The organism is Bradyrhizobium sp. USDA 4353, from assembly GCF_054063215.1.
In genome coordinates, this window is record NZ_JBSSGB010000001.1 from 4,447,711 (window position 1) to 4,470,395 (window position 22,685).

Annotated in this window: 20 protein-coding genes and 1 tRNA gene; 11 read left to right on the forward strand and 10 right to left on the reverse strand. The window is 66.7% G+C overall.

Going from position 1 to position 22,685, the window contains the following annotated elements:
- Window positions 1-182: 182 nt before the first annotated feature.
- From ACVILH_RS19965 to ACVILH_RS19980, 4 genes are all read right to left on the reverse strand, one after another.
- Window positions 183-1,829 (reverse strand): ABC transporter ATP-binding protein, encoded by a 1,647-nt coding sequence (locus tag ACVILH_RS19965; RefSeq protein ID WP_456714421.1) that lies wholly within the window; start codon window positions 1,827-1,829, stop codon window positions 183-185.
- Window positions 1,830-1,940: 111 nt separating this feature from the next.
- A complete protein-coding gene (locus ACVILH_RS19970) occupies window positions 1,941-2,831 on the reverse strand; it encodes an ABC transporter permease (protein WP_456714422.1) in 891 nt (296 codons plus the stop codon).
- 9 nt (window positions 2,832-2,840) lie between these two features.
- Window positions 2,841-3,782: an ABC transporter permease gene (locus ACVILH_RS19975; protein WP_456714423.1), complete on the reverse strand. Its 942-nt coding sequence runs from the start codon at window positions 3,780-3,782 to the stop codon at window positions 2,841-2,843.
- Window positions 3,783-4,263: 481 nt separating this feature from the next.
- The gene (locus ACVILH_RS19980) at window positions 4,264-5,394 is read right to left on the reverse strand and encodes a M20/M25/M40 family metallo-hydrolase (protein WP_456714424.1); all 1,131 of its coding nucleotides are present in this window, start codon (window positions 5,392-5,394) and stop codon (window positions 4,264-4,266) included.
- Window positions 5,395-5,667: 273 nt separating this feature from the next.
- Between ACVILH_RS19980 and ACVILH_RS19985 the strand changes: the two genes are divergently transcribed.
- The 3 genes from ACVILH_RS19985 to ACVILH_RS19995 all read left to right on the forward strand — a co-directional run bounded on the left by ACVILH_RS19985 (window position 5,668) and on the right by ACVILH_RS19995 (window position 11,489).
- Window positions 5,668-7,281, forward strand: a complete 1,614-nt coding sequence (locus ACVILH_RS19985; protein WP_456714425.1) for an ABC transporter substrate-binding protein — start codon at window positions 5,668-5,670, stop codon at window positions 7,279-7,281.
- Window positions 7,282-7,709: 428 nt separating this feature from the next.
- Window positions 7,710-9,323, forward strand: coding sequence for an ABC transporter substrate-binding protein (locus ACVILH_RS19990; RefSeq protein WP_456714426.1), 1,614 nt, complete (start codon window positions 7,710-7,712; stop codon window positions 9,321-9,323).
- 555 nt (window positions 9,324-9,878) lie between these two features.
- On the forward strand, window positions 9,879-11,489 hold the full coding sequence (locus tag ACVILH_RS19995) for an ABC transporter substrate-binding protein (protein ID WP_456714427.1): 1,611 nt from the start codon (window positions 9,879-9,881) through the stop codon (window positions 11,487-11,489).
- 176 nt (window positions 11,490-11,665) lie between these two features.
- Here the strand turns inward: ACVILH_RS19995 and ACVILH_RS20000 are convergent, their stop codons facing one another.
- Entirely contained in the window at window positions 11,666-13,069 is a 1,404-nt protein-coding gene (locus ACVILH_RS20000) for a methyl-accepting chemotaxis protein (RefSeq protein WP_456714428.1), read from the reverse strand.
- Window positions 13,070-13,256: 187 nt separating this feature from the next.
- On the opposite strand from ACVILH_RS20000, the gene ACVILH_RS20005 reads away from it, so the two are divergent.
- From ACVILH_RS20005 to ACVILH_RS20015, 3 genes are read left to right on the forward strand one after another with little or no spacing between them, the layout of a single operon-like run.
- Window positions 13,257-13,592, forward strand: coding sequence for an ArsR/SmtB family transcription factor (locus ACVILH_RS20005; RefSeq protein WP_456714429.1), 336 nt, complete (start codon window positions 13,257-13,259; stop codon window positions 13,590-13,592).
- Window positions 13,585-14,067 (forward strand): SRPBCC family protein, encoded by a 483-nt coding sequence (locus ACVILH_RS20010; RefSeq protein WP_456714430.1) that lies wholly within the window; start codon window positions 13,585-13,587, stop codon window positions 14,065-14,067. Before ACVILH_RS20005 ends, ACVILH_RS20010 begins: the two co-directional genes overlap by 8 nt.
- 32 nt (window positions 14,068-14,099) lie before the next feature.
- Entirely contained in the window at window positions 14,100-14,759 is a 660-nt protein-coding gene (locus ACVILH_RS20015) for a glutathione S-transferase family protein (protein ID WP_456714431.1), read from the forward strand.
- Between the two features lie 7 nt (window positions 14,760-14,766).
- Here the strand turns inward: ACVILH_RS20015 and ACVILH_RS20020 are convergent, their stop codons facing one another.
- On the reverse strand, window positions 14,767-15,498 hold the full coding sequence (locus ACVILH_RS20020) for an SDR family NAD(P)-dependent oxidoreductase (RefSeq protein ID WP_456714432.1): 732 nt from the start codon (window positions 15,496-15,498) through the stop codon (window positions 14,767-14,769).
- Between the two features lie 159 nt (window positions 15,499-15,657).
- Here ACVILH_RS20020 and ACVILH_RS20025 point away from each other — a divergent pair, with 159 nt between their 5' ends.
- Window positions 15,658-15,918, forward strand: a complete 261-nt coding sequence (locus ACVILH_RS20025; protein WP_456714433.1) for a type II toxin-antitoxin system ParD family antitoxin — start codon at window positions 15,658-15,660, stop codon at window positions 15,916-15,918.
- Window positions 15,908-16,114 (forward strand): type II toxin-antitoxin system RelE/ParE family toxin, encoded by a 207-nt coding sequence (locus ACVILH_RS20030; protein ID WP_456714434.1) that lies wholly within the window; start codon window positions 15,908-15,910, stop codon window positions 16,112-16,114. Before ACVILH_RS20025 ends, ACVILH_RS20030 begins: the two co-directional genes overlap by 11 nt.
- 199 nt (window positions 16,115-16,313) lie before the next feature.
- Here ACVILH_RS20030 and ACVILH_RS20035 read toward each other — a convergent pair.
- Window positions 16,314-16,400 (reverse strand) — tRNA-Leu (locus ACVILH_RS20035).
- A 413-nt stretch (window positions 16,401-16,813) separates the two neighbouring features.
- Here ACVILH_RS20035 and ACVILH_RS20040 point away from each other — a divergent pair.
- Window positions 16,814-17,272, forward strand: a complete 459-nt coding sequence (locus ACVILH_RS20040; protein ID WP_456714435.1) for a hypothetical protein — start codon at window positions 16,814-16,816, stop codon at window positions 17,270-17,272.
- A gap of 27 nt (window positions 17,273-17,299) precedes the next feature.
- Here the strand turns inward: ACVILH_RS20040 and ACVILH_RS20045 are convergent, their stop codons facing one another.
- The gene (locus ACVILH_RS20045; RefSeq protein ID WP_456714436.1) at window positions 17,300-18,499 is read right to left on the reverse strand and encodes an FAD-dependent monooxygenase; all 1,200 of its coding nucleotides are present in this window, start codon (window positions 18,497-18,499) and stop codon (window positions 17,300-17,302) included.
- A 10-nt stretch (window positions 18,500-18,509) separates the two neighbouring features.
- The gene (locus ACVILH_RS20050; RefSeq protein WP_006611181.1) at window positions 18,510-18,752 is read right to left on the reverse strand and encodes a zinc-finger domain-containing protein; all 243 of its coding nucleotides are present in this window, start codon (window positions 18,750-18,752) and stop codon (window positions 18,510-18,512) included.
- Between the two features lie 319 nt (window positions 18,753-19,071).
- Between ACVILH_RS20050 and ACVILH_RS20055 the strand changes: the two genes are divergently transcribed.
- Both ACVILH_RS20055 and ACVILH_RS20060 read left to right on the forward strand, forming a co-directional pair.
- Entirely contained in the window at window positions 19,072-20,214 is a 1,143-nt protein-coding gene (locus tag ACVILH_RS20055) for a hypothetical protein (RefSeq protein ID WP_456714437.1), read from the forward strand.
- Between the two features lie 44 nt (window positions 20,215-20,258).
- Window positions 20,259-21,008, forward strand: coding sequence for an alpha/beta fold hydrolase (locus ACVILH_RS20060; RefSeq protein ID WP_456714438.1), 750 nt, complete (start codon window positions 20,259-20,261; stop codon window positions 21,006-21,008).
- 153 nt (window positions 21,009-21,161) lie between these two features.
- Here the strand turns inward: ACVILH_RS20060 and ACVILH_RS20065 are convergent, their stop codons facing one another.
- Window positions 21,162-22,559, reverse strand: coding sequence for a hypothetical protein (locus tag ACVILH_RS20065; RefSeq protein ID WP_456717029.1), 1,398 nt, complete (start codon window positions 22,557-22,559; stop codon window positions 21,162-21,164).
- Between the last annotated feature and the right edge of the window lie 126 nt (window positions 22,560-22,685).

Consider the following 22,685-nt stretch of genomic DNA (forward strand, 5'->3'; position numbering starts at 1 on the left):
ATGCCGCGTGAGCGGATGAGCGTAGTCCGTAGGGTGGGCAAAGGCGAGGCCGCGCTATCTCCACACGTACGATCGTGGTGGCGCCGTGCCCACCGTCTCGCCGCCGAGTCCGCTGATCGAGGGTGGGCACGCTGCCGCCTTCGGCGGCTGCTTTGCCTACCCTACATCACTACATCACGGCCTTAAGCCACCGCCTCCGACACTGGGCGGAAGTTGGCAAAATCCCAGTTGCGGCCGGGGGCGGCTTCGAGCAGGGACTTGGTGTAGGCTTCCTTCGGCTGCGTCAGGATCTCGCCGGCCGGGCCCTGTTCGACGATGCGGCCCTTCTGCATCACCACGACCTCGTCGCAGATCTGCGCGGCGACGCGCAGATCGTGGGTGATGAACAGGATGGCGATGCCGAGCCGGCGCTGGATCTCGTCGAGCAGCTCCAGCACTTGGGCCTGCACCGACACATCGAGCGCGGACACCGCCTCGTCCGCCACCAGCACGTCCGGATCGAGCGCGAGCGCGCGCGCGATCGCGATGCGCTGACGCTGGCCGCCGGAGAACTGGTGCGGATAGCGCGAGATCGCATCCGCGGGCAGGCCGACCAGCTCGAGCAGCTCGCGCGCCCGCGCCATCGCCTTGTCGGTGGACGTGCCGTAATTGACCGGGCCCTCGGCGATGCTCTCGCCGACCGTGAGCCGCGGATTGAGCGAGCGGTAGGGATCCTGGAACACGATCTGGATGCGCTTGCGGTGCGGCTGCAGCAGGCGGCGGGTCAGGATCGAGATCTCGTGGCCTGCGAGGCGGACGCCGCCGGAGGTGGGATCGATCAGGCGGACGATGCAGCGCGCGACCGTCGACTTGCCGGAGCCGCTCTCGCCGACGATGCCGAGCGTGCGGCCCTTGCGCAAAGTGAGCGAGACGTTCTGCGCGGCGACGACCTCGCGCGGTTTGCCGATGAAGGAGCGCTCGCGATAGACCTTGCCGAGCTCGTTGGTCTCCAGCACCACCGGCTCGGTGCTATCGGGCCGCGGCGGCCGCGGAATCAGGCTCGGCACCGAGGCGAGCAGGTTGCGCGTGTAGTCCATCTCCGGCTTGCGCAGGATCTTGTCGAGCGCGCCGGTCTCGACCAGGCGGCCCTGGCGCATGACGGCGACGCGATCGGCGATCTCGGCGACGACGCCCATGTCGTGGGTGATGAACAGCACGGCGGTGCCGTGGTCGCGCTGCAGCTCGCGGATCAGGGAGAGGATCTGCTTCTGCGTGGTGACGTCGAGCGCGGTGGTCGGCTCGTCGGCGATCAGGAGCTTCGGCTCCAGCACGAGCGCCATCGCGATCATGATGCGCTGGCGCTGACCGCCGGACAGGCGGTGCGGGTAGGAGCCGAAGATGCGCTCGACGTCGGGCAGGTGAACCTGCTCCATCATGTCGAGGATGCGCTTGCGGCGTGCGCGCCCGTCGAGCGACGTATGCGCGCGCAACACCTCGTCGATCTGGCGGCCGACCGGCACGACCGGATTGAGCGCGGTCATCGGCTCCTGGAAGATCATCGCCATCCGCGTGGCCCGCAGCTCGCGCAGGCGGCGATCGCTGGCGGTCAGCAGCTCCTCGCCGACCAGCTTGACGCTGCCGCCGACGGCATGCAGCGCGTTCTTGGGCAACAGGCCCATGGTGGTCAGCGACGTCACCGATTTGCCGGAGCCGCTCTCGCCGACGACGCAGAGCGTCTCGCCCTTCTCGACCTTGATCGAGACGCCGTCGATGATGCGCGGGCCGTTCGGGTTCTTGGTCTTGCCGACGGTGACGACGAGATTGTCGATGTCGAGGATGGTATCGGTCATACGTTTATTTCTCCACCGTCATTGCGAGGAGCGTCAGCGACGAAGCAATCCAGAGCTCCGGGTGCGGCCCCTGGATCGCGTCGCTTCGCTCGCGATGACGAAGAACCAATTTCACTTGCCGGCCTCGCGCTGCTTCATGCGCGGGTCGAGCGCGTCGCGGGCGGCGTCGCCGATCAGGTTGATCGAGAGAATCGCGATCGACAGCAACAGGCCCGGCCAGAAGATCAGCGACGGCTTGATCTGAAAGTAGGAGCGGCCCTCGGCCATGATGTTGCCCCAGGTCGGCGTCTCCGGGCTGATGCCGGCGCCGAGGAACGACAGGATCGCCTCGGTGAGAATCGCCGCAGCGCAGATGTAGGTACCCTGGACGATCAGCGGCGCGATCGTGTTCGGCATCAGATGCCGCCACATGATCTTGGGCATCGAGGTGCCCAGCGAGATCGCAGCCTCGACATAGGGCTCCTCGCGCGCGGTCAGCACGACCGAGCGGACGAGGCGCGCCACGCGCGGAATCTCGACGATGGTGATCGCGATCATCACGGTGCCGACGCTGGCGCCGGACAGCGAGACCACGGCGATCGCGAGCAGGATGCTCGGGATCGCCATCAGGCCATCCATCACCCGCATCATGATGGCGTCGACCCAGCGGAAGAAGCCGGACACGAGGCCGATGACGAGGCCGATCGCGATCGAGATCACGGCGGCGCCGACGCCGACCAGTAGCGAGATGCGGCCGCCATAGATGGTGCGCGACAACAGGTCGCGGCCATAGGCGTCGGTGCCGAGCAGGTATTGCGCGCTCGACGGCTTCAGCCGCTGCGCCGGCGCCAGCAGCACCGGGTCATGCGGTGCCAGCAGCGGCGCCAGGATCGAGACGATCACGATCAGCGACAGGCACACGGTGGCGACCGCGATGATCGGGGTCGAGGTCAGGAAGCCGAACCTAGGCCCCAGTCGCGTGGTGACCGGGATCGACGGCTCGGGAGTGGTGACGATTGCCATCGGATAGCCTCAGTAGCGGATACGTGGATCGAGAATGGTGTAGGCGAGGTCGATCAGGAGATTGACCGCGAGGTAGATGAAGGAGGTCAGCAGGATCATGCCCTGGATGACCGGATAGTCGCGCGCCAGCACGGCATCGACCGTGAGTCGCCCGATGCCCGGCAGGTTGAACACACTCTCGGTGACGACGACGCCGGAGATGAGAAGCGCGAAGCCCGAGCCGATCACGGTGATGACAGGGACCGCCGCATTGCGCAGCGCATGGCGCAGCAGCACCGCGACCTCGCTGACGCCCTTGGCGCGCGCGGTGCGTACGAAATCCTCGCCGAGCACGTCGAGCATCGCGGCGCGCGTCATGCGCGCGATCAGCGCGACGTAGATGAAGGACAGCGCGCAGGTCGGCAAGATGATGCGTTCGAAGAACGGCCCGAAGCCGACGCTGATGCTGCGGAAGCCCTGCACCGGCACCCAGCGCAGGTTGATCGCGAACACCTGGATCAGGATGTAGCCGATCACGAACACCGGCACCGAGAAGCCGAGCACCGAGAGCGCCATCACGAAGCGATCGATCCAGGTGCCGTGCTTCCAGGCCGCGATGACGCCGAGCGGCACCGCCACGACGATCGACAGGATGATGGTCGAGAGCGCGACCGAGATCGACGGCTCGATGCGCTGGCCGATCATCTGCAGCACCGGCACTTTGGAGATCAGCGACACGCCGAGATCGCCGTGAACAAGCTGATTGAGCCAGGTGAAGAACTGGATGTAGAGCGGCTCGTTCAGACCGAGCGTGGTGCGGATGCGCTCGAGCTGCTCGGGTGTCGCATTGTCGCCGGCGAGAATCGCCGCGGGATCGCCGGGCGTCAGCCGCAGCAGCAGGAAGACGAACAACGCCACCACGCCCATCACCGGGATGGATGCGAGGATGCGGCGAAACAGATAACCGATCATCTTGAGAGAACCGTTGTCATGGGACCAGGACCGCGCGCCTGAGGTCGTGAGTGAGTGTGCATGTCACCGATGGTCATTGCTTGCAAGATTCATCGCTTTCGAGATCTCCGGTGTTCGCTTGCTGTGCGTGCACGCTGACGACACGGGATCCGTGTTCAGCGATCCATCGCATTTGCGAACAATGTCGCGGTACTTTGCGGCGAACTTTCGCGCGAAACTTTGCAAGCCGCATGCCATCATGCGCGCGCTGCGAGGTGAATGTCCACTTGCTCACGACAGTGCCGGAAAATGAAACCGTGCTGCTGCGCAGCAGCACGTCACGAGTGGTGCTGTAGGGTGGGCAAAGGCGCGACTCGTGCTGTCTCACACGAACCAGATCGCGGTCGCGCTGTGCCGACCAACCTGCAAGCGTCCGGCGGTGGGCACGCTGCCGCCGCGGCGGCCGCTTTGCCCACCCCACGGTCATGCCGCAAGGCCGTGGCTACGCCAGCGTCGCCAGCAGCCCGGCCATCAGACGGCCGCGCTCGGCAAGGCTGTCGATCTCGATATACTCGTTGAGAGTGTGCATATCGGCGCCGCGAACGCCGAGGCCGTCGAGGGTGGGGATGCCGAGCGCACCGGTGAAATTGCCGTCGGAGCCGCCGCCCGCTGAACCATGCGGCAGCGACATGCCGAGGTCTGCGGCAATGCGGCGCGCCGTCTCGTAGAGCGCCATGGTTCCGGAATCCGGCTCCCATACCGGCCGCGTCACGCCGCGTGTCACATTGAAGGCGACCTCGTCGGTGGTGCCGGACAGCGCGAGCATGCGTTCGACGCCGCGGTCGAGATCGGCCTGACGCTTGGCCATGCTGAGCGCTTCGCCGGTGCAGGTGGTGGCGACGCAATTCACCCATTGGCCGCCATGCACGATGCCGACCGAGAAGGTGCAGTCGTCCGTGGTCATCGCATCGATGGCCAGGATCTGACGCGCCATTTCCCGGATTGCGGAACGGCCGGCCGCGAGCCGTGCGCCGGCATGGCTGGGGCGTCCGGTCGCTTCGAGATTGAAGCGCGCGATGGCGTAGCGGCCGGTGACGACGCCATTGTCGGGACGGCCGGGCTCGGGCACCAGCACGTATTTGTTGCGCCGCGCTTCGGCCTCGATGATGTCGCGGGTGGAGGGCGTGCCGACCTCCTCGTCCGGCGTGAACAGCACGGTGATCGGCAGCGGCGTCGTGACGCAGGCCTTGATCAACTGCCGGATCGCCTCCAGCGAGAGATAGTTGCCGCCCTTCATGTCGCAGATGCCGGGGCCGTGACACCGGGCGCCGTCGCGGCGCCACGGCAGCTTGGCGAGCGTGCCGACCGGGTGGACCGTGTCCATGTGTCCGGCGATCAGGATGCCGGGCTCGCCCTGGCGCGGATGCGGGAAGCGGGCGCGCACGCAGCCGGCAAAGCCCTGCCGACCGGCGATGCGCTCGATCGTCGCACCCGAGATCGCCATGTCGCGCGCCGCGAGGTCCAGCATGCGCTCGACGGCGCCGGCGTCCCAGGTCGGACTCTCGCACTCCACCCAGCCGCGCAGGCCCTGCAGCATGGCTTCAGTATCAAAGGGAAGATCGGCTGGATTCATGTGTGCTCTCTTCAAGGCCTGTCGTGACTGTCGTGTCACGAGACGATAGTCGCGCGCGCTTTGTAAAGCGAAAGCTGTGCAAGCGTTAACGGCGATCTGAGGCGTGAGCGGCATGCACTGAATGCGGATTGACGTGAAACACGACCTCTGCAACTGTCGAAAGCCCACGACTTACAGCGTGTTAGTTCGCACAAGGATTGATCTGCACGCCCAACGAATGATCTGGATCTGAACAGTTTCAGGTCAAATCCATCCCGCTAGGAGACTTCTGTAATGTTCCACATCCCGCGCTGGAAAGGTCTGACGCTCGCCACGAGCCTCGCCGTTTCCATGCTTTCGCTTTCCACGGCGCTGAGCACCCAGGCCATGGCTGCCGGCAAGAAGACGATCACGGCGGTGATGCATTCGGACCTGCGCGTCATCGATCCCGGCTTCACCACGGCCTATATCACCCGCGACCATGGCTACATGGTTTACGACACCCTGCTGGCGACCGATTCGAGCTTCAAGATCCAGCCGCAGATGGCCGACTGGAAGGTCTCCGACGACAAGCTGACCTACACGTTCACCTTGCGCGACGGCCTGAAGTGGCACGACGGCACGCCGGTGACCGCCGAGGACTGCGTCGCCTCGCTGAAGCGCTGGGGCCGCAATGACGGCATGGGCCAGAAGCTGATGGACTTCACGGCGAGCCTGGAGGCGCAGGACGCCAAGACCATCGTGCTCAAGTTGAAGGAGCCCTACGGCCTCGTTCTCGAGTCGATCGCCAAGCCGTCCTCGCTGGTGCCGTTCATGATGCCGAAGCGCCTCGCCGAGACGCCGCAGGGCCAGCAGATCCCCGAGCAGATCGGCTCGGGCCCGTTCAAGTTCGTGAAGAGCGAATTCCAGCCGGGCGTGAAGGCGGTGTACGAGAAGAACACCGACTACGTGCCGCGCAAGGAGCCGGCGAGCTGGACTTCGGGCGGCAAGGTCGTGAAGGTCGATCGCGTCGAGTGGGTTACCATGCCGGATGCGCAGACCGCGGTGAACGCGCTGCAGTCGGGCGACATCGATTTCATGGAGAACCTTCCCTACGACATGCTGTCGGTGCTGGAATCAAGCCCCGAGCTCAAGATCGACGTGCTCAACAAGTTCGGCTACCAGACGCTCGGCCGGATGAACTTCCTGCATGCGCCGTTCGACAATGTGAAGGTCCGCCGCGCGGCGTTCCTGGCGCTGAACCAGAAGGACGTGCTCGACGCGCTGGTCGGCAACGCAAAGTATCAGAAGGTCTGCGGCGCGGTGTTCGTCTGCGGCACGCCGCTCGAGACCGACGTCGGCGCGGAGACGCTGATCAAGGGCAACGGCATGGCGGAGGCCAAGAAGGCGCTCGCCGAGTCCGGCTATGACGGCACGCCGATCGCGATCATGGCCCCGGGCGATGTGACGACGCTGAAGGCGCAGCCGGTGGTGGCGGCGCAGCTGCTGCGCGAAGCCGGCTTCAAGGTCGACCTGCAGGCGACGGACTGGCAGACCGTGGTGACGCGCCGCGCCAGCCAGAAGCCGATCAAGGAAGGCGGCTGGAACATGTTCTTCACCAACTGGGTCGGCGCCGACGTCGCCAATCCCGTGGCGAACGTGTCGATCGGCGGCCGAGGCACCAAGGGCGGCTGGTTCGGCTGGGCCGAGGATGCCGAGGTCGAGAAGCTGCGCGATGCCTATGCCCGCTCATCGTCTCCGGAGGAGCAGAAGAAGATCGCAACCGAGATCCAGAAGCTCAACTACGAGAAGGTGCTCTACGTCCCGCTCGGGCAGTATTTGCTGCCGAGCGGCTGGCGCAAGTCGCTGACGGGCGTGCTCGACGGCCCGGCCACGCCGGTGTTCTGGAACATCGACAAGAGCGAATAGCTCGCGCGCGCGTTCGAACGAACGACGTGATGGGGCGGCGGAGGCAACTCCGCCGCCTTTTTCGTGCGAGGCTAGGTTGTGCTGCCGTAGGGTGGGCAAAGCGGCGGCCGGAGCGGCAGCGTGCCCACCGTCGCGCAACATATGCAATGGAGAGATGGTGGGCACGGCGCCACCGCGATCCCGCCCGTACAAATAGCACCGCCGCGCCTTTGCCCACCCTGCGGGAGCAGCACTGGTAATTAGATGCACGGCGGCCGGCGAAAGGCGACAGCAAAGCCGATTGACGGGCGCAGCAACTGTTGCAAGTCTTTCGCCCGCGGATTGAACGCTGGGCGAAGACCCTGAAAGCGTGGTGCTGCTCCCAGCGGTCGCCGTGTCTCGATCGGTTTCGAGGCCGTCGTTCACCCCGTCACGTCAAGAGAGCTCGCATGTCACCTCATCCGCGCCGGGCCCGCTCCGCGCTCGCGTCTTGGCTTGCTGCTGCCGCCGTTCTGCTGTCACCGTGGCTTGCGCCCCCGGCGATCGCGGCCGGCAAGAACACGATCACCGCAGTGATGCATTCCGATCTGCGTGTCATCGACCCCGGTTTTACGACGGCCTACATCACCCGCGATCACGGCTATATGGTCTACGACACCTTGGTCGCCACGGATTCGAGCTTCAAGATCCAGCCGCAGATGGCGGACTGGAAGGTCTCCGACGACAAGCTGACCTACACCTTCACCTTGCGCGACGGCTTGAAGTGGCATGACGGCACTGAGGTCACGGCGGAGGATTGCGTTGCCTCGCTGAAGCGCTGGGGCCGCAATGATGGCATGGGCCAGAAGCTGATGGACTTCACGGCGAGCCTGGAAGCGCCGGATGCCAAGACCATCGTGCTCAAGCTGAAGGAGCCTTACGGCCTGGTGCTGGAATCGATCGGCAAGCCGTCGTCCTACGTGCCGTTCATGATGCCGAAGCGTCTCGCCGAGACGCCGCAGGGCCAGCAGATCCCCGAGCAGATCGGCTCCGGCCCGTTCAAGTTCGTCAAGGCGGAATTCCAGCCGGGCGTGAAGGCCGTCTACGAGAAGAACGCCGACTACGTGCCGCGCAAGGAGCCGGCGAGCTGGACGGCGGGCGGCAAGGTGGTGAAGGTCGATCGTGTCGAGTGGATCACGATGGCGGATGCGCAGACTGCGGTCAACGCGCTGCAATCCGGCGACATCGATTTCATGGAGGCGCCGCCTTATGAGCTGCTGTCGGTGCTGGAGGCCAACTCCGATCTGAAGACCGAGGTGCTGAACAAGTTCGGCTACCAGACGCTCGGACGCATGAACTTTCTCAACCCGCCATTCGACAATGTGAAGGTGCGCCGCGCGGCGTTCCTGGCGCTGAACCAGAAGGACGTGCTCGACGCGCTGGTCGGCAACCCGAAATATCAGAAGATCTGCGGCGCCGTGTTCGTCTGCGGCACGCCGCTCGAGACCGACATCGGCGCCGAGACGCTGATCAAGGGCAACGGCATGGCGGAGGCGAAGAAGGCGCTCGCCGAGTCCGGCTACGACGGCACGCCGATCGCGATCATGGCGCCCGGCGACGTCATCGCGCTCAAGGCGCAGCCGATCGTGTCGGCGCAGCTGTTGCGCGAGGCCGGCTTCAAGGTCGACCTCCAGGCGACCGATTGGCAGACCGTGGTGACGCGGCGCGCCAGCCAGAAGCCGGTCAAGGAAGGCGGCTGGAACATGTTCTTCACCAACTGGGTCGGCGCCGACGTCGCCAATCCCGTCGCCAACGTCTCGGTCGGCGGCCGGGGCACCAAGGGCGGCTGGTTCGGCTGGGCCGAGGATGCCGACATCGAGAAGCTGCGCGACGCCTATGCCCGGTCATCCTCTCCGGAGGAGCAGAAGAAGATCGCGACCGAGATCCAGAAGCTGAACTATGAGCGGGTGATCTATGTGCCGCTGGGGCAGTACTTGCAGCCGAGCGTCTGGCGCAAGTCGCTGACCGGGGTGCTCGACGGCCCGGCGACGCCGATCTTCTGGAACATCGAGAAGAAGGAGTAGACGTCGCTGCAGGAGGGTGGGCAAAGCGGTCGCCCGAAGGGCGGCAGCGTGCCCACGCTCGGGCGCGGGCCCCGGTGGCGAGACGGTGGGCACGGCGCCACGACGGCATCATGTGAGGAGAGGGCAGAGCATCGCCTTTGCCCACCCTACAAATAGCTTTTCAACAATTGGGATCGCGGATGGCTTCCGGCCCATCGACGATCAGCGGTGGAGTGAGCTGGCCCTGCGGCGGTGTCTTTCCCCCGCGGATCGGGGCGGGTGGGTGTCGCTTGTCCTGTGGCTCGGCGGCGTCGCGCGGCATGGTCATGCTCCTCATTTGCTGCTGAGAACGGGCCAGTTGCGCTGGAGTTCCAGATCTTGAGACATGATCGCCGGAGCCCGTGCGCCTTGATGCGCTGACCCATGCAGCGGCGGCGATTGACCTAGGCGGGAACTGCTGCAAGTCTCGCTTGGCAATCCTGTTTGCTCGGCGTCTGACGATCGCTTTGCGCAGGGATTGTGGGGCCTTGATCCATGTCAGGGCTGCTGATGGAAGCTCACGTCGAGAGAGATCGCATGTTACATCCTTCGCGCCGGATGCCATCCGCGCTGACTTCAGTTCTGGTTGCCGCGGTCATGACCGTCTCCGCAGGCATGATGTCCAGCGCTTTTGCCGCCGGCAAGAAGACGATCACGGCGGTGATGCATTCCGATCTGCGCGTGATCGATCCCGTATTCACGCCCGCCTACATCACCCGCGACCACGGCTACATGGTCTATGACACGCTGCTCGGGACGGATGCGAAGTTTCAGGTCCAGCCGCAGATGGCGGAATGGAAGGTCTCCGACGATAAGCTGACCTACACCTTCACCTTGCGCGACGGGCTGAAGTGGCACGACGGCACGCCGGTGACCGCCGAGGACTGCGTCGCCTCGCTGAAGCGCTGGAGCCGCAACGACAGCATGGGCCAGAAGCTGATGGAGGCTGCGGCCTCGCTCGAGGCCACCGATGCCAAGACCATCACCCTGAAGCTCAAGGAGCCCTACGGCCTCGTGCTGGACTCGATCGGCAAGCCGTCCTCCTACGTGCCGTTCATGATGCCGAAGCGCCTGGCCGAGACGCCTGCGAATGCGCAAATCCCGGAGCAGATCGGCTCGGGCCCGTTCAAATTCGTCAAAGCTGAATTCCAGCCCGGCGTGAAGGCGGTGTACGAGAAGAACACCGACTACGTGCCGCGCAAGGAGCCGCCGAGCTGGACCGCCGGCGGCAAGGTGGTGAAGGTCGATCGCGTCGAGTGGATCTCGATGCCCGACGCGCAGACCGCGGTCAACGCGCTGCAATCCGGCGACATCGACTTCATGGAATTTCCGCCGCTCGATCTCGAGCCGGTGCTCTCGGCCAGTCCCGACCTGACGATGAACGTGCTGAACAAGTTCGGCTACCAGACGCTCGGCCGGATGAACTTCCTGTTTCCGCCGTTCGACAATGTGAAGATCCGCCGCGCGGCCTTCCTGGCGCTGAACCAGAAGGACGTGCTCGACGCGCTCACCGGCAATCCCAAATACTACACGATCTGCGGCGCCGCGTTCGGCTGCGGCACGCCGCTGGAAAGCGACGTCGGCTCGGAGACGCTGGTCAAGGGCAACGGCATGGAGCAGGCCAAGAAGCTGCTCGCCGAGTCCGGCTACGACGGCACGCCGGTGGTGATCCTCGCGCCGGGCGATGCGATCACGCTGAAAGCGCAGCCGGTGGTCGCGGCGCAATTGTTGCGCGCGGCCGGCTTCAAGGTCGATCTGCAGACCACCGACTGGCAGACGGTGGTGACGCGGCGCGCCAGCCAGAAGCCGCCGAAGGAGGGCGGCTGGAACATGTTCTTCACCAATTCGGTGATCGCAGACTCCGGCAACCCGATCGGCAGCACCTTCGTCGGCGCGCGGGGGCAGAAGAGCCCGTTCGGCTGGCCTGATGATCCGAAGATGGAGGAGCTGCGTGACGCCTTCGCCAAGGCCGGCACGCCCGAGGAGCAGAAGCGGATCGCCGCCGACATCCAGAAGGAGATCTACGATCAGGTGATCTACGTGCCGCTCGGCCAATGGTTCATGCCGAGCGCCTGGCGCAAGTCGGTCACCGGCGTGCTGGAAGGACAGGCGGTGCCGGTGTTCTGGAATGTCGAGAAGAGCGAGTAGCTGATGGCGCCGTAGGGTGGGCAAAGGCGGTGCCGCGAGGTCGCCTCACGCGAGATCGCAATGGCGCCGTGCCCACCAATCTTTCTGCATGCTCGGATACACGGTGGGCACGCGCCGCCTCAGGGCGTCGCTTTGCCCACCCTACTACGACTGCGATTGCCGCGCTGTCTCGGCGATCACGCCTTGATGTCGTCCAGCGCCGCCAGCACCTCGGTCGAGGCCACCTCCACCTTGCCGATCTCGTTGAGCGCCTCGTCGATCCGGCCTGAGCTGAACAAGCGCGCGGTCTCCTTGCCGTGACGATGCACCGCCTCGTGCGGGCGTTCGAGCCGGCGGAAGGCTGCATCGCCGGCGAGACGCTGGCCGCCGTCGCCGTAGTACCATTTGCCGAGCCGGCAATTGTGGTGATCGGTGAGCTCGTCGGCGCGCAGTTGCAGCCGGCCGACCGACATGTCGACCAGCCGCTTCTTCCAGATCACGTGGTCGGCCTTGGCGAGGCGAACCACCTGATTGTCCAGCGTGAGCTTGGCGATCTCGCCCAGCATCTTGCCGACCTTGGCGTCAGTGCGGCCCATGGTGTCGGCGAGCGACATCACCTCGTTGGCATTGGCGGTCGCGAGGTCCGCGATGATGGTGATGCCCTGGGCCACCTCGTCGGTCGCTGATTTCTGCTCGGCGAGAATGCCGGAGATCTCGTCCATCTTGGCGCTGACCAGCGCGGTCCGCGCGCCGGCCTGGTCGATCGTCTGCGCCAGGTTGGTCATCTCGGTCATGCCGATTTCGACCGCCTTGGCGCCGCCGGCCATGGCCTCGACGATGCCGCTCATCTCGGCCTGCAGCCGCTCGATGCGACCCTTGATGTCCTCGGTCGCCTTGGTCGTCTGCTGCGACAGGTTCTTCACCTCGGCGGCGACGACCGCAAAGCCCTTGCCGAACTCGCCGGCGCGCGCGGCCTCGATGGTTGCGTTGAGCGCCAGCAGGTTGGTCTGGTTGGCGATGGCGTCGATGGTGCCGACGATCGAGCCGATCTCCGCCGAGGCGGCGCTGAGATCGGCGATCTTGGCCGAAGTATCGCGCACCGAGCTCGCGATCCCGTTCATGGTCTGCAACGTGCCGCGCACCGCGGTCACGCTGTCCTCGACGGCGCGGCGGGTCGCCGTGGCTTCCTGCGCCGCCGCCGTCGAGGTCGCGCTGATGGTCTGCACGGACGCCTGCATCTCGACCGAAGCGGAGGTGAGGCTCTGGCAGCGCTCGGACTGATTGTTGGAGGCGCCGATCAGCCGGGCCGCGCTGATCGAGGCTTCGTTGCTGTTGATGCTGATGTCGACGATCGCGTCGAGGTCCTGCGATGCGCGACCCGCCAGTGCCGTGCCGAGCCGATGGATCGCCTCGATCAGTTGCGGCTTCAGCCTGGCCCGCAGGGCGGCGGCGTCGACATCGGCGACATCGCGGTTGAGCTTGCCCGCAGCCCAGTCGTCGAGGCACTGCGCCAGCGCGTCCTGGAAAGCCTCGTGCGCGGCCATATCGAAGGAGGGCAGGGCGTCCTGGTGATCGGTCTTGCGGCTGCGGAATCCCAGCATCGTGTCTCTCGGTTCAAGTCGAGCGCGACCGGTCTCGCACCGGAGGTCGGCGCAGCGGCATGGCGGCAGGCCGGGGCAACTCTGCGCGCGGTATGGTTAACGGTGGGTTTCCCGCTGCAACCGGCGGTAGGGGCAAGGCTGCGCCGATGTGCTTGACGAAGGTGTAAGCTTTGGCTTACGGTAAGTCATGGCTTACGAGACGGCATTGGCGGTCCTGGCAGATCCGACCCGGCGACAGGTGTTCGAGCGCCTGCGTAGCGGACCCAGTCCGGTGCATGCCATCGCCGAAGGCATGCCGGTGTCGCGGCCGGCGGTGTCGCAGCATCTCAAGGTGCTGAAGGACGCCGGCCTGGTCGAGGAGCGCAGCGAGGGCGTGCGGCGCATCTACTCCTTGCGCCGCGAGGGGCTGGCCGAGCTGCGCGACTGGCTCGACAGCTTCTGGGACGACGCGCTGCTGGCCTTCAAGATCGAGGCGGAGCGGACGCACCGGCACGCGAAAGGGCAGGGGAGGGGGAATGAGTGAGCGCGTCGTCATAGCGCCGGTCGAGAAGCAGGTCCGTGTCCGCGCACCGATCGATCATACCTTCACCGTGTTCACCGGCGGGCTGACCCGATGGTGGCCGCATACGCATGGCGTGGGCGGCAAGCCGATCGCGAAGGTCTTGCTCGAGCCGAAGCTCGGCGGCCGCTGGCTGGAGATCGCCGAGGATGGCACGCAGACGGTGGTCGCGACCATCACGCTGTGGGAGCCGCCGCAGCGCTTCGTCATGCTGTGGCAGGTCAATGCGCAGTGGAAGCCGGATGCCGCGATGCGCTCGGAGGTCGACGTCCGGTTCTTTGCCGAAGGCGAGGACGCGACGCGCGTCGAGCTCGTGCACCACAAGTTCGAGACCATGGGCGCGGAGGACGGCGCCTCGATGCGCCGGGATGTCGATGGCGGCTGGCCCGGCCTGTTGCAGCGCTTCGTGGCCGAGGCCGAAGGGCCGGCGTCCTCGTAAGTCACATCAATCATCAAAGGGGGAGAAACGTCATGTCAGAGTTCGTCGTGCATTCGGTGCCGGGAAGCCCGTTCGGCCGCAGCGTGCTGGCCACGCTGGAGGAGAAGGGGACGAGCTATCGGCTTGCGCCGCTGGCGCCCGCAGATTCGAAATCGGCAGCGCATCTCGCGCGGCATCCGTTCGGCCGGGTGCCTGCGCTCAGCCATGACGGCTTCGAGCTGTACGAGACCCAGGCGATCCTGCGCTATCTCGACCGCGTGCTGCCGCAGCCGGCGCTGACGCCGGACGACGTGAAGCAGGCGGCACGCATGGACCAGGTGATGAACATCAGCGACTGGTACCTGTTTCAGGGCGTGTGCAACGTCATCATCTTCCAGCGCATCGTCGGCCCGCAATTCTTCGGCACGGCGACGGACGAAGCCGCTATCGCCGGCGCGATGCCGAAGGCGAGGATTGTCATCGCCGAGCTGTCGCGGCTGCTCGGCGAGCAGTCCTTCATGGCTGGCGACCGGCTGTCGTTGGCGGACCTGCAGGCCGGCCCGCAGGCGAGCTTCCTGTCGCTGACGCCGGAATGGACCGAGCTGACGTCAGCTCATCCCAACCTCGTTGCCTGGATCGAACGATTGGAAGCGCGCCCGAGCTTCCAGGCGACGACGATGACGCAACTGATGGCGCGCGCACAGGCGGCGTAGCGGCGACCTACCAGCCCAGCGGCCGGCCGTCGCGGAAGAAGCCGCCGGTCGGCCCGTCATCGCCGAGCAGCGCGGCCCACACCACGCCGGCGGCGCCATCGGCCACCGGGCGCGCGCCCATCGCGGCGCCGCCGTCGAACGTCGCGGTGAAGCCGGGACAGACGGCGTTGACGCGCAGGGTTGGATTTTCCCGGGCGAGCTTCACCGTGAGCGCATTCAGCGCAGCCTTCGCCACCCCATAAGAGGCCGGCATCGGCGCCGCCGTGGCGAGCCCGAACTCGGTGTCGCTATGCGAGCCGGCGCCGCTGGAGACGTTCACGAGCCGGCCATGCGCGCTGTTGCGCAACAGCGGCAGGAAGGTCTGCGCCACCGACCAGGCGCCGAACAGCGTGCTTTCGAAATTGGCGCGGACCTCGGCCAGATCAGCGGTCGAGGCGGTCTCGTCATAGCGGCCGAGCGTCGCGGCATTGTTGATCAGCACGTCGAGCCGGCCGAACCGCTCCTCCAGCAGCGCAGCGATCTTGGCCGTCGCATCCGGATCGGTGATGTCCATGCCATGCCCCTCCGCCACCACCCCCGCCGCGTCGAGCTCGGCCGCCCGAGCCTGCGCATCCGCTGCTGTCCTGGCGGTTAGGATGATGCGCCAGCCGCGCCCCCCGAGCTGCCGCGCCACCTCGAAGCCGATGCCCGTCGCGCGTCCGGCACCGGTGATCAGGGCAATGCGAAGGTCTGCGTCCACGGCCGCCTCGCTGCTTGTTGGTTAGTGTCACCTGAAATCGTAACGACGCAGCGGGCTGCTCGGATCGATGTCGATCGCCAGGCGACCGTGTGGGTCCGTTCGTCTAGACCGCTTGAGCGGAGAGCATAAAATGCTACAAAGTGCTACGAGGATGTTCCCATGGCCAGCAGCTACACCATCGGCAAGCACTACGAGGAGTTCATCAAGGGCCTGGTGGACAGCGGTCGTTATTCGACCGTCAGCGAGGTCATGCGCGAGGGGCTGCGGCTGGTCGAGGAGAAGGAAGAGCGACGCAAGGCCAAGCTCGAGGCGCTTCGGAGCGCGATCAAAGACGGTCTAGACAGCGGCCCTGCCGAGAGCTGGGACGTCGAAGACCTCATCGCGGAGGCGAAACGTCGGAAGGCGGCGCGTGCAGAGTAGCCGCCTGCTGCGCCCGCAAGCGAGGGAAGACGCGCTGGAGATCTGGCAGTACATCGCCGCCGACAACGAGACGGCGGCCAGCGCGCTCCTCCACCGCTTCGATCGTGCGGTCCAGACGCTTGCCGCCAACCCGTTCGCCGGACGAGAGCGTGCCGAGCTCGGCCCCGGCATCCGCAACTTTCCGGTCGGCAACTAGATCTTCTTCTACGTTCCCGGCGCAAATGCCATCGAGGTCGTCCGCATCCTGCACGCGGCTCGGGACATCACGACTGAAGATCTGGGCTAGCCGACGCCAGCCTATCCGCTGTACCGACCCAATCCTCCGGCAGAGGACATCTTCGGCGACGGCGTGTCCAGGTGCCCGGTGGGCGGCGCGCTTCGTGGCTTACGGACCTTGGTGCGGACGGTGGGACTCGAACCCACACGACGTTGCCATCGAGGGATTTTAAGTCCCTTGCGTCTACCGATTCCGCCACGTCCGCCTTTGTGATCAGAGACCTAGCGCATCATTCGCCAAGACGGAATGAGCTTGCTTGGGCCTCTCGGCTCATCTTGTGCTTAAGCCGGCGCGGCTGCCTTGGTAAAGCCTCAATCCGGCCGTCACCAGCTGCTTTGAAGGCGTGTCTGCCGTGCCGCAGTGGACCGCGACCGATCGGGTGCGGGACATTGTGCAGGACACGAGCGAGGTTGTCGGTGTAAGCCTCGCCGCCGTCAGCGGAAAACGATTCTGGCGGACCGCGGCGCAGGTTGTCGGCACCGGCTGAGGTCCGCGAAGCGGTCGCGCAAGGTCGCGTCCTACGGCGTGGATCGCCGCCGAATGGGCGGCATCGTTGACCGGTCCGTCTCCGGTCGTCGATCGCGGGAAGGTTTAGGACGGTTGGATGATCGAGGCCTCATGACGACCGACTGCCATCGCCTGGGCTATCACCGCCTCGCGCTTGCCGCGGGATTGTTTGCGCTTGCGTCGCTGCTGTCCGGTTGCGCCGGCATGAGCGACAGCGTGTCGACGGCGTTCGCCGATCCGGCCAAATACGAGCTCTACGACTGCAAGCAGCTCGAGGCGGAGCGCAAGTCGCTCGCGGCGCGGACCGCCGAGCTGCAGGGATTGATGGCCAAGGCGGAGACCGGGGCAGGCGGCGCCGTGGTCGCCGAGGTCGCCTATCGCAACGATTACATCGCTGTCCGCGGCCAGTCGCAATTCGCCGAGGAGGCCTGGCGCCGCAACAAATGCGTCGAGACGCCGCCGACGCCGGTCGCGGCCAAGGGCAAGCCGGCGAAGCCCGCGCGCACCGCGCGGCCGATGGCAAGCTCCGGCGGACCGTCGACCTTGCCGCGCGACGGCTCGGTGTATTGAGGATCGGCGTCTTGGGCGCTGCGGCGCCTATAGCCGCCAATCGTAGATCCAGCGCTGTCGGGCCGACAGCCGCTGCGGCCCCAGCGCCTGGATGCTGAGGTCGCGCGCGAGCGCCAATGGTCCGGCCATGTGGTAGATCCGGCCCTGGCTGCGCGCCGTGCGCTGCACCCGGCCGACCCGGGGGCGGCGGAGCTTGGCATAAAGCTTCAGCGCGCCCTCGACCGCGGCCGGCCCGTCCGGGCGCGCCTCGCTCAGCGTCTTGGCGAGCACGGCTGCATCCTCGATCGCCATGCCGGCGCCCTGCGCGGCGAACGGCAGCATCGCATGGGCCGCATCGCCCAGAAGGCCGATATTGCCCTTGGTCCAGTCGATGCCCTCGGGCACGCCGAACAGCGCCCATTTGCGCCAGCCATCGACGGCATTGAGCAGAAGCCGCGCCGAGGCCGGCCAGCGCGGCGGACCGAACACAGCCTTCAGCTCGTTCGGATCGCCCTCGGTGCTCCAGCCGGGCCGGTTCCAGGTGCCGGGCAACACGGCCACCACATTGACCTGCCGGCCGGCGGAGATCGGGTAAGCGACCAGATGGGCGGCTGGGCCCATCCACAGCTGCACCCGCGCGCTGGTAAAATCACGCGGCAATTGCCGGGCATCGAGCGTGCCGCGCCAGGCGATCAGCCCGGAGAATTCGGCGCGGACCTGCGGAAACAGATGGTGCCGCACCGCCGACCACACGCCGTCGGCGCCGACCAGCGCCAGCACCACGTCCTGCCGCCGCTCGTTGCCCTGGCGATGCACCACGGTCAGCCCCTTGGCATGGGCGGCGACGTCCTCGAACTGGCAGCCGAGCTTGAGCTCGATGTCCGGATGCGCCATCGCCTCGGCGGCCAAGGCCGCCTGCAGGTCGGCGCGGTGGATCACCCAATAGGGCGCACCGGCGGCCTCGCTCGCGGCCGATCCGAGCGGCAGCCTCGCGATCTCGCCGCCCGCCCGTGCGCTCATGATGCTGACGGCCTCGGGCACCACGGCGCGCGCCGAGAGCCGGGGCCCCAGGCCGAGATCGAGCAGGATGCGGCTGGCGTTGGGCGAGAGCTGCAGGCCGGTGCCGACCTCCTCCAGCCGCTCGGCCTTCTCCAGCACGACGACGCGAAAGCCCTTGGTGGCGAGCGCCAGCGCGGCGGTCAGGCCGCCGATCCCGGCCCCCGCGACGGTGACGGTCCGCAGTGCCACGACAAGCCGGTCAGGCGACGTCCTTCAGCACGCATTCCGGCGGCCGTGCCTCGCCCGCGGCGAGGTCGGGCGCGTAGCGGTACAAGGTCGAGCAGTACGGGCAGATGATCTCTTTGTCGTTGCCGAGATCGAGGAACACGTGCGGATGGTCGAACGGCGGATTGGCGCCCACGCACATGAACTCATGCGAGCCGATCTCGATGACCGGCACACCGGCATCGTTGTGGAAATGCGGGACGATGTTATCGGCCATCGGTTTCACCTCGAGTGGCAAGAAGAGAGAAGTCGAATCAGCACGGGGAAGCGGCCGACGGACAGTATCGAGGCGCCAAGCCGTCGTGAGGACGGCGGCGCACCCTGCTGAGCCATAAGGCCAATTCCTCGGGTTGGGAACCTCGTCGGGCGTGACGCACGCCGATATTTTTGCGCTTGTGGATTCGACACAAACGGGAGCTTCCCGAGAAGCCCTTCTTTCGTCGGGGCCGTTGTCTCCCGGGCCGGATATCCTATGTCTTGGAATGGATCGATGCGCGAAAACGTGAAGGCGGCGTGATCTCGATGCGGTTCAAGTGATGCGAATCAATTGGAGGCTCAGCCTGGCCGTGACCGGCCTTGCCGTCAGCGCCGCGATCGGCGCTGCGCTGTGGCCGCATGCCCAGGCCTCGCTGGCGGTGGTCGCGGCACAGGAGGATCCGGCACGGCTGTCGGAGCTTCAGGTCGCATCCCTGCTGCGGGACGATCCGGCGCGGATCGCGCGCGGTATCGACGAGGCGCTCGCCGCCGGCGATCCCGATCTCGCCGAGAGCTTCGTCGCGCTTGCGAGGGAGGATCAGGTTGCGCTCGATGACGCGCAGGTCCAGCGCGTGAGCGATGCCGTCGCTGCGGAGAAGGCGCCGACGAGCGTTGCCAAGCGGTTCGCGACCGGGCTCGTCACCGGCCAGGCAGATGACGTGGCCAGCCTCTCCGGCACCGTGGCCGGCGATCTCTTTGTCTTCGGCGACATTCGCGACGCCATTCGCGAGGGCAAGCATCTGGTGATGGGCGAGGAGACCGATCGCCTCGTGCTTGGCCTGGCGACCGCCGGACTTGCCGTGACCGCGGCGACCTATGTCTCGGCGGGCGGCGCCGCGCCGGTGCGGGCCGGGCTTACGCTGGTCAAGGATGCGCGCAAGGTCGGCCGGCTGGGCGAGGGGCTGGCGGCCTGGGCCGGACGGTCGGCGCGCGAGGTGGTCGATACGCCGATGCTGCAGCAGGCCGTCGCCTCGGGCTCGGTGCTGCGTCCGGGCGAGACGGCGACCGCGATCCGCGCCGCGTTCCGGGCCGAGAAGGCCGGCGCGCTGGTGCGGCTGGCCAAGGATGTCGGCCGCATCACCGAGAAAGTGGGCACGCGCGGCGCGCTCGATTCGCTCAAGCTCGCCGACGGTCCGAAGGACATCGCCCGCGCCGCCCGCCTCGCCGAGGCCAAGGGCGGCCAGATGCGGGCGATCCTCAAGCTGCTCGGCCGCGGCGCGCTGCTGCTCACGGCCGGCGCGTTCAACCTGGCGCTCTGGCTGTTCGGCGCGCTCATGACGCTGGTCAGCGCCGTCGCCTCGCTGAAGGCGATGACCGAGCGTACGACGCAGGCGGTGATCGACCGCGGCAAGCGCCGGCGGCTGCGCCGCATGCAGGCCACGGCGGCGAGCGGCCAACTGGTCGCCGCCGCGCCCTGCGGCTAGACTTCACGCATAACCATCACTCCAGATTCCCGGGACCACGTCCGATGCCGAGCTTTTCCAACGGCGCCGTCGAAATCGCCTTCATCGATGAGGGGGAGGGCGATCCGATCGTGCTCGTGCACGGCTTCGCCTCGACCAAGACCGTCAACTGGATCTATCCGGGCTGGGTGACCGAGCTGCGCAAGGCCGGCCGCCGCGTCATCGCGCTCGACAATCGCGGCCATGGCGACTCGGCCAAGCTGTACGATCCCGCGCAGTATTCCATCGCCGAGATGGCGAGCGACGTCACCGCGCTGATGGATCATCTCGGGCTCGCGAGCGCCGACGTGATGGGCTACTCGCTCGGTGGCCGCATCGCCGCCCATATCGCGCTCACCACGCCGGAGCGCCTGCGCTCGGCGATCTTCGGCGGCATCGGCATGGCGATGATCGAGGGCGGTGGCCCCGGCGAGAACGTCGCCGCGGCGCTCGAGGCGCCGTCGCTCGACGACGTCACCGATCCCGTCGGCAAGACGTTTCGTGCCTTCGCCGACCAGACCCGCTCCGATCGCCTCGCGCTCGCCGCCTGCATGCGCGGCTCGCGCGGCCTGATCACGCGTGAGGATGCCGGTCGTATTGCGGTGCCGGTGCTCGTCGCCGTCGGCACGACCGACGAAGTGTCCGGTTCGGGACCTGCGCTCGGCGCGCTGATCCCCGGCGCCGAAGTGCTCGACATCCCCAACCGCGACCACATGCGCGCCGTCGGCGACAAGGTCTACAAGGCCGGCGTCGTGGATTTTCTTTCGCGGCGTTGAAAGCGCGGCTGCTGTAGGGTGGGCAAAGGTGCAGCCGCGCTCTCTCCACAGACGAGCTTTCGGTGGCGCCGTGCCCACCATCTCACCGCAGATGATGCGGCGTCACGGTGGGCACGCTGCCGCCTGCCGCGGCCGCTTTGCCCACCCTACAGGTTATGACTCTGTCGTCCGCTCGGCCCCGAACCACCCGGCCACGGCAATCAGCACGGTGAACGTCGCGATCCACACCAGCCTTGCGCCGTAGCGGTCGTGCGGGCCGGAGATGACGCCGCAGATCACGGCGTTGCCGAGCAGCGCGAGCGTCACGGTGGCGGCGAGCAGCGTGATGTCGTCGCGGCGGCGGCGCCAGATCGCATGGGCCGCGATCGCGGCGGCCGCGAGCATCGAGCCCAATGCCACCGGCACATGCAGCCAGTTCACGACCGCGAAATTGATCTCCCAATGCTGCTGATGCGCCGCGCGCATCTGCCGGACCTGGGAGGGGATGTAACGCTCGATGATCCCATAGGTGTGCGGCACCCAGCCGCTGGTGCCTTCGCCGGTCGCCACATGCATCAGCTGCTCGCCGGTCGCGACCGCCGCCGCCTTCGCCTGCCACAGCGGGTAGGCGGCGAGCGACTGCTTGACGATGAAGCCCATCTCCTCGTTCATGCCCTCGAAGCGGCCGAGCTTGTTGAACATGGAGTTGCCCCACAGGAAGTCGTCCGCCGTGGGCGGCAGCTCGTTGCGATAAGGGCAGAGCTTGAGCTTCTCACGCCCGCAATGGTCGTTGAGATATTGCGCGACGATGCCGTCCTGGAGCATGCGGCCGAAGGCGACGCCGGTGCCGCCCGGCGTCCAGGCCAGCTGGCCCGACAAAGCGAAGTTGGCGGCGAGCAGCATGGCGGCGCCGGCGACGATGGTCAGGCTGGCCTGGATCAGCCCGGACAGCGCGATCTGCCGGCGCAGCCACGGATAGGCGATCCAGCCGGCGCAGCACAGTCCGAACAGCACGCCGAGCGTGGCGCTGTGGGTCGCCGAGGCGAAGGCGACGAACACGAACAGCGCGGCTTTTTCCAGCGCCGAGATCCGGCGCGCCTGCGTCACCAGCAGGAACAGCGCGAGCACCGACAGCCCGGCGAAGATGTCGGTCAGCAGCATGCTGGCGAGCCAGGGCAGGGCGGTGGTTAGGATCAGCAGGAGGCCGATCCACAGCAGGCGCAGCGGCTGGTAGAGCCCGAGGACGCGCAGCGTGAGCTGGAGGATCCATAAGGTGGCCAGCGCCTGCAGGCCGAGATTGAGCCAGAAGCTGGAGCCTTCGCCATAGTGCAGATAGAGCCCGAACACGGTCGACCGGCTCGGCACCAGATAGCCTTCATACCAGCGCGCGAGATAGCCGCCGGTGTCCCACTGCAGCAGCGGGTAGCCGTTCCACAGCGCCGGCGCGACCAGGAAGAGGGGGATGACGATGACGGGAAGCCAGGCCGAGCCGGCCTCGCTTGCGCGTTCGTCGAGGATCTGAGTGTTACTGATGCCTTTATCCCCCGGTTCGGAGCACCATGGCCAAAACATGGTCAAGGCGGTATTCACCAATAGACGCAGGCTGATGGATGGTAAAGTCAGCCCCGTGATCCCGCGGGGGACGCGCCTCCCTCGGTAGCCGACTGGTTCCTTTTTGCCTCAGGGTGGTCGCTGGCG

What these genes read in the sequence shown, in the direction of transcription:
- ACVILH_RS19965 (WP_456714421.1), bottom strand. Translation starts at nt 1,829, where the DNA reads ATGACCGATACCATCCTCGACATCGACAATCTCGTCGTCACCGTCGGC.
- ACVILH_RS19970 (WP_456714422.1), bottom strand. Translation starts at nt 2,831, where the DNA reads ATGGCAATCGTCACCACTCCCGAGCCGTCGATCCCGGTCACCACGCGA.
- ACVILH_RS19975 (WP_456714423.1), bottom strand. Translation starts at nt 3,782, where the DNA reads ATGATCGGTTATCTGTTTCGCCGCATCCTCGCATCCATCCCGGTGATG.
- ACVILH_RS19980 (WP_456714424.1), bottom strand. Translation starts at nt 5,394, where the DNA reads ATGAATCCAGCCGATCTTCCCTTTGATACTGAAGCCATGCTGCAGGGC.
- ACVILH_RS19985 (WP_456714425.1), top strand. Translation starts at nt 5,668, where the DNA reads ATGTTCCACATCCCGCGCTGGAAAGGTCTGACGCTCGCCACGAGCCTC.
- ACVILH_RS19990 (WP_456714426.1), top strand. Translation starts at nt 7,710, where the DNA reads ATGTCACCTCATCCGCGCCGGGCCCGCTCCGCGCTCGCGTCTTGGCTT.
- ACVILH_RS19995 (WP_456714427.1), top strand. Translation starts at nt 9,879, where the DNA reads ATGTTACATCCTTCGCGCCGGATGCCATCCGCGCTGACTTCAGTTCTG.
- ACVILH_RS20000 (WP_456714428.1), bottom strand. Translation starts at nt 13,069, where the DNA reads ATGCTGGGATTCCGCAGCCGCAAGACCGATCACCAGGACGCCCTGCCC.
- ACVILH_RS20005 (WP_456714429.1), top strand. Translation starts at nt 13,257, where the DNA reads ATGGCTTACGAGACGGCATTGGCGGTCCTGGCAGATCCGACCCGGCGA.
- ACVILH_RS20010 (WP_456714430.1), top strand. Translation starts at nt 13,585, where the DNA reads ATGAGTGAGCGCGTCGTCATAGCGCCGGTCGAGAAGCAGGTCCGTGTC.
- ACVILH_RS20015 (WP_456714431.1), top strand. Translation starts at nt 14,100, where the DNA reads ATGTCAGAGTTCGTCGTGCATTCGGTGCCGGGAAGCCCGTTCGGCCGC.
- ACVILH_RS20025 (WP_456714433.1), top strand. Translation starts at nt 15,658, where the DNA reads ATGGCCAGCAGCTACACCATCGGCAAGCACTACGAGGAGTTCATCAAG.
- ACVILH_RS20040 (WP_456714435.1), top strand. Translation starts at nt 16,814, where the DNA reads ATGACGACCGACTGCCATCGCCTGGGCTATCACCGCCTCGCGCTTGCC.
- ACVILH_RS20050 (WP_006611181.1), bottom strand. Translation starts at nt 18,752, where the DNA reads ATGGCCGATAACATCGTCCCGCATTTCCACAACGATGCCGGTGTGCCG.
- ACVILH_RS20055 (WP_456714437.1), top strand. Translation starts at nt 19,072, where the DNA reads ATGCGAATCAATTGGAGGCTCAGCCTGGCCGTGACCGGCCTTGCCGTC.
- ACVILH_RS20060 (WP_456714438.1), top strand. Translation starts at nt 20,259, where the DNA reads ATGCCGAGCTTTTCCAACGGCGCCGTCGAAATCGCCTTCATCGATGAG.
- ACVILH_RS20065 (WP_456717029.1), bottom strand. Translation starts at nt 22,559, where the DNA reads ATGTTTTGGCCATGGTGCTCCGAACCGGGGGATAAAGGCATCAGTAAC.